The organism is Pseudomonas sp. zfem005 (assembly GCF_032621735.1).
Lineage (GTDB): Bacteria > Pseudomonadota > Gammaproteobacteria > Pseudomonadales > Pseudomonadaceae > Metapseudomonas > Metapseudomonas solani.
In genome coordinates this window covers 61,473-75,521 of sequence record NZ_JAVYJE010000021.1, presented here as the reverse complement: position 1 = coordinate 75,521, position 14,049 = coordinate 61,473, and the positions used below count along the sequence as shown (strand labels likewise).

The 14,049-nt window shown below is 69.3% G+C and carries 2 protein-coding genes; both read right to left on the bottom strand.

Annotated features, from left to right (window positions below; genetic code table 11):
* On the bottom strand, positions 1-1,436 hold a 1,436-nt coding region (locus RTW82_RS31015; protein ID WP_316927499.1), incomplete at its 3' end, for a condensation domain-containing protein.
* A gap of 1 nt (position 1,437) precedes the next feature.
* Positions 1,438-13,875: a non-ribosomal peptide synthase/polyketide synthase gene (locus RTW82_RS31010; RefSeq protein WP_316927498.1), complete on the bottom strand. Its 12,438-nt coding sequence runs from the start codon at positions 13,873-13,875 to the stop codon at positions 1,438-1,440.
* Positions 13,876-14,049 lie beyond the last annotated feature (174 nt).

Here is a 14,049-nt window from a genome sequence, read left to right as displayed (position 1 = left end):
TCGCCGACACGGCACTGCGGGTCGGCGACGATGCCGCGCAGCAGATTGAACCAATGGCCGGCCAGGCGCGAGACGGTGCCCGCATCGAACAGGTCGGTGGCGTAGGTCAGCGAGGCAGTGAGTTCGCCGGCTGTTTCCAGGGTGTCCAGGGTCAGGTCGAACTGGGCGGTGTGGGCGCTCCAGTCCAGGCTCTCCACCCTCAACCCCGGCAGTTGCAGGGCTTGGCCCGCCGCATCGGTCTGGTGGTTGAACATCACCTGGAACAGCGGGCCATGGCTGAGCTGACGCTCGGGGGCCAGGGCCTGCACCACCTGTTCGAACGGCAGGTCCTGATGCGCCTGCGCACCCAGGGCGGCCTGTTTGACCTGCGCCAGCAGATCGGTGAAAGGCATGTCGCCGCGGATATCCGCATTCAGCACCTGGGTGTTGACGAAGAAGCCGATCAGGCGCTCGGTCTCCACACGGTTGCGGTTGGCGATCGGCACGCCGACGCGGATGTCCGCCTGCCCGCTGTAGCGGTGCAGCAGCGCCTGGAACGATGCCAGCAGCACCATGAACAGGGTCAGCCCCTGGCGCTGGGCCAGTTCGCGCAACGCCGAGGCCAGCGCGGCTTCCAGCTGCAGGTCCAGGCGTGCACCGCGGTGGCTCTGCACCAGCGGTCGGGCACGGTCGGCGGGCAGCGACAGCACGCTGCCGGCATCGCCCAGCCGTTCGGTCCAGTAGGCCAGCTGGCGTTGCTGCTCGCCGGCTTCCATCCACTTCCGCTGCCAGATCGCGTAGTCCGCATACTGGATCGGCAGCGGTGCCAGCGCCGCCGCGCGACCGCTGGCATGGGCGAGATAGAGCTCGATCAGGTCCTCGACCATCACCTGCGAGGAGGCGCCGTCGGAAACGATGTGGTGCAGGGTGAGGACCAGTACATGGTCGTCCTGGGCCAGCCTCAGCAGCTTCAGCCGCACCAGCGGGCCCCGCTGCAGGTCGAACGGGCGGGCGACTTCGTCATCGACGAACGCCTTGATCGCCCCCTCGCCGACAGCGCCTTCGAGGGCCTGGACCTCGATCGCCAGGCGGCCGGCCTCGACCACCACCTGGCGCAGGCCCTGCCCGTCCTCGACGAACACCGTGCGCAGGACCTCGTGGCGTTCGAGCAGGCCATCGACGCTGCGTTGCAGCGCCTCGATATCCAGGGCACCCCGCAGCCTCAGGGCGGTGGGCATGTTGTAGGCGGCGCTCTCGGGGTCCAGGCGCCAGAGGAACCATTGGCGCTCCTGGGCGTAGGACAGCTCCAGAGAGGGGAACTCGTGGCGCGTCACCGGTATCGGCAGCGCCGAGAAGCTCATGTTCTTGCTGCGCAGCTTGTCCAGGAAGGCCTGGCGCTGTGCCAGCGGCAGGCGGATGAAACGCTGGACCAGGGAGAGGTTGTCGAGCGGGGTCATGTCAGAGGGCCTCCAGGTCAGCGAGAAAATCGTGCATCTCATTCAGGTCGTCGCTGGAGTGAGGCGTCAGGTGTTCCGCCAGCTGCTGCGCGTATTCGGACAGGGATGAGGTTCTGAAAAGCAGGTCGAGGGGCACGGCAGCCCCCTGCTCCATCTGTAGCCGTGCGGTCGCTTGGGTCGCCAACAGTGAATGCCCACCGAGTTCGAAGAAGTTGTCGTCGCGGCCGACGCGCTCCAGCTTGAGCACGTCCCGCCAGATGTCGGCCACGCGCAGCTCCAGCTCGCCCTCGGGCGCCACGTAGGCACGCAGCAGCTGGTTGCCGTCCGGCCTGGGCAGGCTCTTGCGGTCGAGCTTGCCGTTGGGCGTGAGGGGGAAGCGTTCGAGCACCAGCCAATGGGCGGGGATCATGTAGTCGGGCAGCGCCGACGCCAGGGCCGCCTTGAGCTGGCTGCGCAGCTCCGCCACCTCCAGAACCTCGTGGGGCACCAGATAGGCCACCAGCTGGCTGCCCAGGGGGCCTTCCTGGGCGACGACCGCCGCCTCGCGGATCAGCGGGTGGGCGAGCAGTTGCGCCTCGATCTCGCCCAGCTCGATGCGGAAGCCACGGATCTTCACCTGGTGGTCGACGCGACCGAGGTACTCGATCACGCCGTCGGCCCGGTGCCTGGCCAGGTCCCCGGTGCGGTACAGGCGGGTGCCGTTGCCGAAGGGGTCCGGCAGGAAGCGTTCGGCGGTCAGCGCCGGGCGGTCGTGGTAGCCACGGGCCAGGCCATCGCCACCGATGTACAGCTCGCCGATCACCCCCGCCGGGTTCGGCGTGAAATCACCGTCGAGAATGAACAGCGAAGTGTTGGCGATCGGCCGCCCGAGCCAGGGTTGCGGCTGCTCCGGGGTCAAGCGGTGGGTCGCCGACCAGATGGTGGTCTCTGTGGGGCCATAGAGGTTCCACACGGCAGCGCCCAGGGCCAGCATGCGCTGGGCCAGGTCATCGGCCAGGGCCTCGCCTCCGCAGAGGAAGGTGCGCCCGGCCAGGATCGCGGCGCGGGGGTGGTCCAGCAGCATGCGCCAGGTGGACGGCGTGGCCTGGATGACGCTGACCCGCTGCTGCTCGATGAGCTGCAACAGGCGCTCCGGGTCATGGGCGCCGTGCCGGTCCGCCAGCACCACGCAGGCGCCCTGGAACAGCGGGCCATAGAGCTCCAGCCCGAAGATGTCGAAGGAGAAGGTAGTCAGCGACAGCACCTTATCGGTCGTCTCGATGCCGGGTTCCCGCACCATGCTGGCGACGAAGTTGACCAGGGCCTGGTGGCGCACCATCACGCCCTTGGGCTTGCCGGTGGAGCCGGAGGTGTAGATGGCGTAGCACAGGTGCTCGCCACCGACTGCGACCTGCGGGTCGATCGGGCTTTCCTCCAGGCTGGCCGCCGGCTCCACCAGCAGCGTGCGCACGCCAGCCGGCAGGGCGAACTGCCCGGCCAGGGCCGGCTGGGTCAGCAGCAGTTGCAGGCCGCTGTCCTCCACCATGTGCGCGAGGCGGTCCTGGGGATATTGCGGGTCGAGCGGCACGTAGGCGCCGCCGGCCTTGAGGATGGCCAGCAGGCCGATCACCATCTCGACGCCGCGCTCCAGGGCGATGCCGACGAGCTGGTCCGGCACCACGCCGAGCCCGATGAGCCGGTGCGCGAGGTGGTTGGCCTGGCGGTTGAGCTGGCCGTAGCTCAGTTGCTGCCCGTCGAAGTGCAGGGCGATGGCGTCAGGCGTGGCGCGGGCCCGGGCCTCGAACAGCTGGTGCATGCAGGGCGCCTGCGGGTAGTCGGCGGCGGTGGCATTCCACGCGCTGACCACACGCTCGTGCTCGGCCGCATCCAGCAGCCTCAGCTCGCCCAACGGCTGCTCGGCGGCGTCGGGCATCTGCTGCAGCAGGCGACCCAGGTGGCGACCCAGTTGCTCGATGGCGTCATGGGCGAAGGCTTCGCGCTGGTAGCTGAACTGCACCGAGAGGCGCTCGCCGAGGCTGACCATCAGGGTCAGCGGGTAGTTGGTCTGCTCCTGGCTGTCCACGGCGCCGAAACGCACCCCATGGGCGGCGCTCTGCTCCAGGGCCTCGGCGATCGGGTAGTTCTCGAACACCAGGATGTTGTCGAACAGGGCTTCGCCGCCCTGCCCGGCCCAGCGCTGGATATCGAACAGCGGGGTGTGCTCGAACTCGCGCAGCGCCAGGTTCTGGGCCTGCAGCGCCTGCAGCCAGTCGACCAGCCGCTGTTCGCCGCGCGGGCTGGCGACAACCGGCAGGGTGTTGATGAACAGGCCGATCTGCTGCTCGCTGCCGGGCAGGTCCGCCGGGCGGCCGGCGACGGTGGCGCCGAAGACCACGCCCGCCTTGCCGGTATGGCGCTGCAGAAGCAGCAGCCAGGCGGCCTGTACCAGGGTGTTGACGGTGACCTTGGCGGCCCGCGCAAACGCGCCGAGCCGGCGGGTCTGCCCGGCATCCAGCTGGATGCCATGCAGGCCATGGACGGCCGTCGCCTCGTGGGCATCCGGCCTCGGGAAGACCGATGCCAGGCGCACGGGCTCGTCCAGCACGCTCAGCTGGCGGCTCCAGAAGGCTTCTGCAGCGGCCGCGTCCTGGCGCTGCAGCCAGGCGATGTAGTCGCCGTAGCGGCCCGGGACCGAAGGCAGCGTGCCCTGGCCATAGTGCTGCAGCACCTCGGCGAACAGCTGGGCGCTGCTCCAGCCGTCCATGAGGATGTGATGGTTGGTGTAGATCAGGTGGTGGCGATCATCGCCGGTGCGCACCAGGACCAGGCGCATCAGCGGCGCCTGGTCCAGCTCGAAGCCACGGGCCCGTTCTTCCTCGGCCAAGGTATCGAGCGCCGCCTCCAGGCCGGCCTGGTCACGCCAGTCCAGCAGGCTGAAGGGGATGTCGAGCTGGCGGTAGACCAGCTGCACCGGCTGTTCGAGATCGCCCTGCCAGAAGAACCCGGTGCGCAGGATGTCGTGACGGTCCAGTACTGCCTGCCAGGCCGCGCGGAAGCGCGCGGGCTCCAGCCCCTCGATGTCGAGGCGGGTCTGGTTGACGTAGTTGCCGCGGGCCTGCTCGAACAGCGAGTGGAACAGCATGCCCTGCTGCATCGGTGACAGCGGGTAAAGGTCGTCGATGGCCGCAGCGGCCACCGGCAGCGCATCGAGCTGGACCTGGGTCAGGCGGGCCAGGGGGAAGTCGGACGGGGTCACGCCCTGGTTCGCGGCGCTGCAGCAATGCTCGATCAGCGCACGCAGCTCGTTCTGGTAGTCATCGGCCAGGCGCTCGATGGTGGCGACCTCGAACTGCGCGCGGCTGAAGGTCCAGCTGAGGTCCAGCTCGCCGCCGAATACCTGGCTGTCCAGGGCCAGCTGGTTGCCCAGCGGCCCCTCCAGGTCGACCTCCTCGCCTCCCGATTCCGCAGTCGGCACGAACAGCGCCGCATCGGCCTCATCGAAGCTGCCGTCGAACTGCCCCAGGTAGTTGAAGGTCAGGCGCGGCACGGGCAGCTGGCCCAGCGCGGCGCGGGCCTGGGGCTCTCCCAGGTGGGCCAGCACGCCGAAGCCGATGCCTTTGTTGGGAATCGCCCGCAGCTGCTCCTTGATGCCCTTGAGCGCGGCCCCGAGGTCCCCCTCGGCGCTCAGCCGGGCCGGGAACACGCTGGTGAACCAGCCCACGGTACGGGTCAGGTCGATGGTGTCGAACAGGTCTTCACGTCCGTGCCCTTCGAGCTGGACCAGTACGTTCGCTTCACCGGTCCAGCGGGCGATGGTACGGGCCAGCGCCGTCAGCAGCAGGTCGTTGACCTGGGTGCGATAGGCCGCCGGGGCCTCCTGCAGCAGGCGGCGGGTCAGCCCGGCATCCAGGCGGCGACGGACCGCCACGGCGCTGCGGTGGGTCAGGGCCCCTTGCGGGTGGTCGCACGGCAGGGACACGGAGGCGCCCTGCAGCTGCGCCTGCCAGTAACCCAGTTCCGCCTGCATGGCGGTGCTCCGGGCATGGGCCTGCAACTGCTCAGCCCAATCCCTGGTGGAGCTGGTCTTGGCCGGCAGCGCGACCGCCTGGCCGGCTTCGATACGGCGATAGGCGAGCTGAAGGTCTTCGAACAGGATGCGCCACGACACGCCATCCACCACCAGGTGATGGATGACCAGCAGCAGGCGCTGGCTGCCGTCATCGAGGGTGGCCAGGAGTGCACGCAGCAAGGGGCCCTGTTGCAGGCTCAGGCTGCGCTGCACGGCGTTGCCCAGTTCATGCAGCGCGTGGGCGTTGGCGGCCCGGGCCTGCTGCAGCAGCGCTTCGCCCTGGGCCTGCGGCGCCTGGTAGCGGGCCGTCCAGCCCGCCTCGGTTTCGCTGAAGGACAGGCGCAGCCCGTCATGGTGCTCCACCAGGCGTTGCAGGGCCTGCTCGAGCGCCTCTGGCTGCAGCGGGCGGGTCGGCTTGAGCATCACCGACTGGTTCCAGTGATGGCGCTGGGGGATGTCGTTGTCGAAGAACATCCGCTGCACCGGCAGCAGCGGCGACTCGCCGCGTACCGGCCCCTGGTCGATGGCCAGGGTCGAGTCGCCCTGGCGCGCCACGCCGGCGAGCGCCTGGATGGTCGGGTGCTGGAACAGGTCTTTCGGGGTAAGGCGGATGCCCAGCTGGCGCGCGCGGCTGACCACCTGGATGGAGATGATCGAATCACCGCCGAGCTCGAAGAAGTTGTCGTTCAGGCCGACCTGCTCCAGCTTGAGCACCTCTTCCCAGATCCGTGCCAGCTGCCGTTGCAGCTCGCTCTGCGGGGCCACGTAGGCCTGCTGCAGCTGGCTGATGTCCGGGCGTGGGAGGTTCTTGCGGTCGAGCTTGCCGTTGGGTGTCAGCGGCAGGCGCTCCAGGCGCATCAGGTGGGACGGCACCATGTGCGCCGGCAGGCTGGCCTTGAGCTGCTCGCGCAGGCCCTCGACGAAGCCGGTCGCGTCGTCGCTGGCGACGACGTAGCCCACCAGGCGTTTGCCGCTTCCGGCCTCGCCTTCCTGGGCCACCACCACCGCCTCGCGCACGCCCTCCAGGGCCTGCAGGCTCGCCTCGATCTCGCCCAGCTCGATGCGGAAGCCGCGGATCTTCACCTGGTTGTCGATGCGTTCCAGGTAGTCGAAGGTGCCATCGGCACGCTGGCGCACCCGGTCGCCGGTGCGGTAGAGCAGGCCGCCCGCGCTGCCGAAGGGGTCGGCGACGAAGCGCTCGGCGGTCAGGCCCGGGCGGTTCAGGTAGCCGCGCGCGAGGCCGCTGCCACCGAGGTAGAGCTCGCCGGTCATGCCCTGGGGCACGGGGTTGAGGTCGGCGTCCAGCACATAGGTGCTGCGATCGCCGATGCGGCTGCCGATGGGGGCATAGGCCGCGCCGCATTGCTGGTCCCGTCCGGCCTTCCAGATCAGCGGGGTGACCACGGTTTCGGTCGGGCCATAGCCGTTGATGATGAAGTCGGGGGCCAGCGCCCGCTTCACCCGCTCGAAGCTGGCATTGGGCACCGCGTCACCGCCGAAGCAGTAGATCCTCACCCGGGGCGGGTTACCCTCGCGCTCGGCGTGCTCGGCCAGTTGCTGCAGGTACACGGGCGGGAACGCCGCCACGGTCACGCCTTCGGCCTGCATCGCGCGGTAGGTCTGCTCCGGGGTCCAGAGGCTGTCATCGCGGATCAGCAGCGAGCCGCCGTGGGTCAGGCTGGTGAGCCAGCGCTCGTGCGCGCCGTCGAAGGCGAAGGACATGAAGTGGAATTCGCAGTCGTCGGCGCTCATCTCGTAACGCTCGCCGATCGCCTGGCAGTGCATACTCAACGGGCCATGGGCGACGCATACGCCCTTGGGCTGGCCGGTGGAGCCGGAGGTGTAGATCACGTAAGCCAGGTGGTGCGGGTCGACCTGTACTTCCGGTGCCTGGCGCGGGTGCCGCGAGAGGTCGAGGCGGTCGAGTTCCAGCACCTTGAGGTCGGCGTCCACGGGCAGCGCGGGCAGCAGCTGCGAGTCGCTCAGCAGCAACGCGAGCCCGGAATCCTTCATCAGGTAGGCCAGCCGCTCGCGCGGGTAGCTGCTGTCCAGCGGCACGTAGGCGCCCCCGGCCTTGAGCACCGCCAGCAGGGCGACGATCAGGCCATCGCCACGGGGCAGCGCGACGCCGACCCGGACTTCCGGCCCGATGCCCTGGGCCACCAGCTCGTGGGCCAGCTGGTTGGCGCGGCCCTCCACCTCGGCGTAGCTGAAGCGCTGCCCGGCGAAGATCACCGCGGTACGTTGCCCCTGCGCTGCGGCGAGTTCGGCGAAACGCCGGTGCACCGGCGTCTCGACCGCATAGGGCTGCGGCAGGTTCTGCTCCTGCAGCCGCGCCCGTTGCTCAGGGGTGACCAGGGCGATTTCGCCCAGCCGGCGCTCGGCCGATACGCAGAATTCCTGCAGCAGGTGCAGCAGTTGCCCGGCAACGCGGGCGACGGCCGCCTCGGAGAAACGGGCGGGCGCATAGCTGCAGTGCAGGGCCAGGGTTTCTCCCAGGGTCACGCCGACGCTCAGGGGGTAGTGGGTCTGGTCGAAGTTGCCGACTGCGCCGAAACGCACCCCGAGCGTCCCGCCCTGGCGGAGTGCTTCGGCGATCGGGTAGTTCTCGAAGACCAGGATGTTGTCGAACAGGGCCTCACCGCCCTGCCCGGCCCAGCGCTGGATACTGGCCAGCGGCGTGTGCTCGAACTCCCGCAGCGCGAGGTTCTTTTCCTGCACCGCTTGCAGCCAGTCGGCCACGCGCTGGTCCGGCCGGGAGCCGGCGACCACCGGCAGGGTGTTGATGAACAGGCCGACCTGCTGCTCGATGCCTGCCACCTCGGCCGGGCGCCCGGCCACCGTGGTACCGAAGGCCACCGACTCGGCGCCGGTGTGGCGCTGCAGCAGCAACAGCCAGGCGGCCTGCACCAGGGTGTTGACCGTGACCTTCTGCTGGCGGGCGAACGCGTTCAGGCGCTGGGTGCGCTGCGGGTCCAGCGCGGCATCGAGCAGGCGGTGGCCGCCCGCCTCCAGCAGGTCCTGGGGCTGGACACTGGCCTGGGCGAGCAAGGTGGGCTCCTGCAGCTCGGCGACCTGCTGCTTCCAGAAGCCTTGGTCACGCACCGCATCCTGCTGTTGCAGCCAGCGGATGTAGTCACGGTAACGGCCGACGATGGGGGCAGGCGCCTCTCCGCTGTAGCGCTGCAGGACTTCACCGAGCAGCTGCGAGCTGCTCCAGCCGTCCAGCAGGATGTGGTGGTTGGTGAACACCAGGTGGTGGCGCTCGTCGCTCGTACGGATCAGCGCCAGGCGCAGCAGGCCCGGCTGCGACAGGTCGAAGCCACGTGCCCGGTCCTCTTCGAGGAAACGCGCCAGCGCCACGTCGATATCGGGACGGCCACGCCAGTCCAGTTCCACAAAGGGCAGGCTCACCTGGCGGTGGAGCACCTGCAGCTGATGGGGCAGGTCGCCCTGCCAGAGGAAGGCCGTGCGCAGGATGTCGTGGCTGTCCACCGCCGCTTGCCAGGCGTCGCGGAAGCGCTGCGGGTCCAGCCCGTCGACGTCCACGCTCAACTGGTTGATGTAGGTGCCATCCCCCTGCTCGTAGAGGCTGTGGAACAGCAGGCCCTGCTGCATGGGCGACAGCGGGTAGATGTCTTCCAACGCCTGGGCGGGTAGCCCGAGCGAGTCCAGCTGGGCCTGGTCCAGGCCGGCCAGGGGGACATCCGAGGGCGTGAGGCCCGCTGCGTCTGCCTGGCAGCAGTGCTCGACCAGGGCTTGCAGCTCCAGGTCGTAGCCGTCCGCCAGCTGGCGGATGTCGGTTTCGTCGAACATGTCCTGGCTGAAGGTCCAGCGCAGTTCGAGCTCGCCGTCGTAGACCTGCCCTTCCACGCCCAGCCAGTTGTCCAGGGGCGCATCCGCGCTCTGTTCGGCCCCGGCACGCTCGCCGGCGGGCACCAGCAGCGTGCCCTCGCGGCTGTCGAAGCTGCCGTCGAACTGCCCCAGGTAGTTGAAGGTGATGCGCGGCTGCGGCAACCGTGCCAGCGCCTCGCGGTCTGCCGCCTGCCCGAGGTAACGCAGGATGCCGAAGCCGATGCCCTTGTTGGGGATGGCCCGCAGCTGCTCCTTGACCCGCTTGAGGGTGTCCGCAAGGCCCGGAACAGGGCTCAGGCGTACCGGGAACAGACTGGTGAACCAGCCGACGCTGCGGCTGAGGTCGATGCCGTCGAACAGGTCTTCGCGGCCATGCCCTTCCAGCTGGATCAGGACATGCTCCTGCCCCGCCCATTGGCCCACGACCCTGGCCAGGGCGGTGAGCAGCAGGTCGTTGACCTGGGTGCGGTAGGCCGCGGGGGCCTGCTGCAGCAACTGCCGGGTGCGCGCCCGGTCCAGCCGGCTGCGCACCACCTGTGCGTGGCGGCTTTGCAGGCCGCCTTCCGGGTTGCGGCACGGCAGTTCGGTGGTCACACCCTCGAACTGGGCGGTCCAGTACCCCAGCTCGCGCCTGGCCGTCTCGCTCTGGGCGTAACCCTGCAGCTGCTCGGCCCAGCTCTTGTAGGCGCTGGTCTTGGCCGGCAGGGACGGTCGCTCGCCCTGGGCACTTTGCTGGTAGGCCCGCTGCAGGTCTTCCAGCAGGATGCGCCAGGACACGCCGTCGACCACCAGGTGGTGCACGGCGAGCAGCAGGCGCTGGGTGCCGTCCTGCAGGGTGGCCAGCACCGCGCGGAGCAGCGGCCCGTCACGCAGGTCGAGGCTGCGCTGTGCATCGGTGCACAGCGCTTGCAGGTCGTCATCCGCCACGTCGTCACGCACCCAGAGCAGGGTCGGCAGGCCGGCAGCGAGGCCGGCCAGTTCCGCCCGCCAGGCCTCGCCGCGCTGTTCGAAGCGCGTGCGCAGCGCATCGTGATGCACGACCACGGCGTGCAGCGCCTGCTCCAGCGCGGCAGCCTGCAGCGGCTCGAGCGGGCGCAGCAGCAGCGCCTGGTTCCAGTGGTGCCGGTCGGGGATGGCCTCGTCGAAGAACCCGTGCTGGATCGGCAGCAAGGGCAGCTCACCGGTGACCGGCCCCTGGTCGATGCCCGGCCCGGCCTCGCCGAGGCGGGCCACGGCGGCCAGGGCCTGGACGGTCTGGTGCTGGAACAGATCGCGCGAGGTGAATGCGATACCGGCCTGGCGGGCCCGGTTGACCAGCTGGATGGAGACGATCGAGTCGCCGCCCAGCTCGAAGAAGTTGTCGGTCAGGCCGACCCGCTCCAGCTTGAGCACGTCCTGCCAGAGACCGGCGATGCGCTGCTCCAGCTCGCTGCGCGGTGCCACGTAGGCCTGTTGCAGCTGGCTCGCATCCGGCAGCGGCAGGGCCTTGCGGTCCAGCTTGCCGTTGGGGCTCAGGGGCAGCGCATCGAGGAACAGGATATGCGCCGGCACCATGTAGTCCGGCAGGCTGCCGCGCAGCTGCTCGCGGATGCCCTCGCGCACGTCGTGCTGGGCATCGCCAGGCGCCTGGGCCTTGTCCGCCGCCACGACATAGGCCACCAGTTGCAGCGCCGATTCGCCCTGCACGGCCTGCACCGTGGCATCGCCGACGGTGTCCAGCTCCAGCAGGCGCGCCTCGATCTCGCCCAGTTCGATGCGGAAGCCACGGATCTTCACCTGATGGTCGACACGGCCGACGTATTCGATGACACCGGCCTCGTTGAAGCGCGCCAGGTCACCGGTGCGGTACAGACGGCCACCGGTGGTGGAGAACGGGTCGGGGATGAAGCGCTCGGCGGTAAGGCCGGGGCGCTGGAAGTAACCCCGGGCGAGCAGCTCGCCCCCGATCATCAGTTCGCCCACCACACCCACGGGCACCGGCTGGCCGTTGCCATCCAGCAGGTAGGTGCTGCGCCCGGGCAAGGCGCGACCGATCGGCAGGACCAGCGGCAGCGCCTGGCGGCCTTCGACATAGTCGCTGCAGTCGAAGGTGGTGGCGGTGACGGTCGCCTCGGTCGGCCCGTAGGTGTTGAGCAGCCGTACCTGTTCGAGCCCGGCCTGGCGCCAGGCCTGCACCCCTTCCGGCGGCATGGCTTCACCGCCGCTGTGCACCTGGCGCAGCACGCCGTAGTCGCGCGGCCCGGCCGCGGCGAACGCCTTGGCCATCATGTTCCAGTAGGCGGTGGTCAGGTCCATGACGGCGATGCGCTGTTCGAGGATCTGCCGGTACAGCGTCTCGCTGTCCCACACCTCGGTGCCTCGCATGACCACCGATGCACCGTGGATCAGCGGCCCGTACAGCTGCTCGGCGAAGGCGTCGAAGTTGAAGGTGGCGAACTGCAGCACGCAGTCGCCGCGTTCCAGGCGGTAGTAATGCACCGCCGCATGGGCGTGCCCGGCCAGGGCGCCGTGGCTGATGGCCACGCCTTTGGGCCGGCCGGTGGAGCCCGAGGTGAACATCACGTAGGCCAGGTTGCCGAGGCTCGCACGCGGCGGGAGGTTGTCGCCGGCGGCATGTGCCCCGATGTCCTCGTGGTCCAGGCACAGGGTCGGCAGCGTATCGGGGATCGGCAGGTGCTCGAGCAGTGCGGCCTGGGTCAACAGCAGCCGGCAGCCGCTGTCCTCGATCATGGCGGCCAGGCGCTCGCGGGGGTATTGCGGGTCCAGCGGTACATAGCCGCCGCCGGCCTTGAGCACGGCAAGAATCGCGACCACCAGCTCCAGGCTGCGGTCCACTGCGACACCGACCAGTACTTCGGGCCCTACGCCCCGCTCCACCAGCACATGGGCCAGGCGGTTGGCACGGGTGTTCAGCTGGCCGTAGGTCAGCCGCTGGCCCTCGCAGACCAGCGCCAGCGCCTCCGGATCACGGGCGGCCTGCACCTCGAACAGCTCATGGACGCACTGCGTGACGGGCTGGGCCTGCTCGTGGCACCCCCAGCCCTCCACCAGTTGGCGGTACTCGGGCTCGGCCAGCAACGGCAGCTCGCCAACGCTCTGTTGCGGGTTCCGCACCATGCCGTGCAGCAGGTTGGCCCAATGTTGCGCAAGGCGCTCGATGGTGGAGGCGTCGAACAGGTCGCTCGCATAGGTGAAGGAGGCATGCAGGCGGCCCGCCTTCTCGAAGGTGTCCAGGCTCAGGTCGAACTGGGTGGTCCGGCTCTCCCAGTCGATCACGCCCAGTTCCAGCCCGCTGCCCACCTTGAGGGTGGTGACATCCGCCACGTCGGGCTGGTGGTTGTACATGACCTGGAACAGCGGGTTGTAGCTGAGGCTGCGCTCCAGCTTCAGCGCCTCCACCAGGCGCTCGAAAGGCAGGTCCTGGTGGGCCTGGGCGCCGAGAGCGGTCTCCTTGATGTCGCGCAGCAGATCCCCCAGGGAGGTGCGCCCGTCCAGGCGGGTGCGCAGCACCTGGGTGTTGACGAAGAAGCCGATCAGCCCTTCGATCTCGCTGCGATTGCGGTTGGCGATGGGCACGCCGATGCGCAGGTCGGTCTGCCCGGTGTAACGGTGCAAGAGGACATTGAAGCTGCCCAGCAGCAGCATGAACAGTGTCACCCCGTGCTGCCTGGCCAACTCGCGCAGCTGCTCCGACAGCACCGGCTCCAGGGCCAGCTCATGGCGCAGCCCCTGGTAGCTCGGCAGCGCCGGGCGTGGATGGTCGGTGGGCAGCTCCATCACCGGGTGCTCATCGCCCAACTGCGCGAGCCAGTAGCCGAGCTGGCGCTCCTGCTCGCCCGCCTCCAGCCATTGCCGTTGCCACAGCGCATAGTCGCGGCACTGCACCGGCAGCGGCGCCAGCTCGGGCTCCCGCCCCTGCTCGTGAGCGTCGTAGAGCCGGCAGAATTCCTCGATCAGCACGCCCATCGACCAGCCATCGGAGACGATGTGGTGCAGGGTCAGCAGCAGGACGTGCTCACGCTCCGCCAGCCGCAGCAGGCGCACCCGCAGCAGCGGCCCATTGGCCAGATCGAAGGGTTGCAGGGACTGCTCCTGCGCCTGCCGGGCGACCTCCACCTCGCGCTCGGCGCTGGGCAGCGCACTGAGATCGTCACGCTCGATGACCAGTGGGGCGTCGAAGGCGACCAGGCGCAGGCTGTCATCCTCGGTTGGCCGGAAGACCGTGCGCAGCGTCTCGTGGCGCGCCACCAGGCTGGCGAAGGCGGCTTCCAGGGCGGCCTCGTCCAGTGGCCCGGTCAGGCGCACGGCCGCCGGCAGGTTGTAGGCACCGCTTTGCGGGTCCAGGTGCCAGAGGAACCACATGCGCTGCTGGGCATAGGACAGCTTGTCGCGCTCAACGGACTCCACCCCCGACGGAATCGGGAACACCGAGAAATCGATGCCTTCCTGGCGCAGGCTGGCGAGGAAAATCCTGCGTTTCTCCAGGGGCAGCTCGATAAAGCGGCGCGCGAGTTTCAGGGAGTCTTCTGCATTCATCGGTCTTCTTCCGTGCACGTGGGCAACGAGCGTTCAAGGCTCGGTCGTCCATGGAAAACGGATGGAAGGCTCGGAAAATTAGCGCTGCCAGCCCCGCCGGCAAAGGCGCGGGACGGGCGGATTTCCATAGGCATCAAGCCATTGGCCGCCCAGGGGCATCTTCGCGCGCTCCCG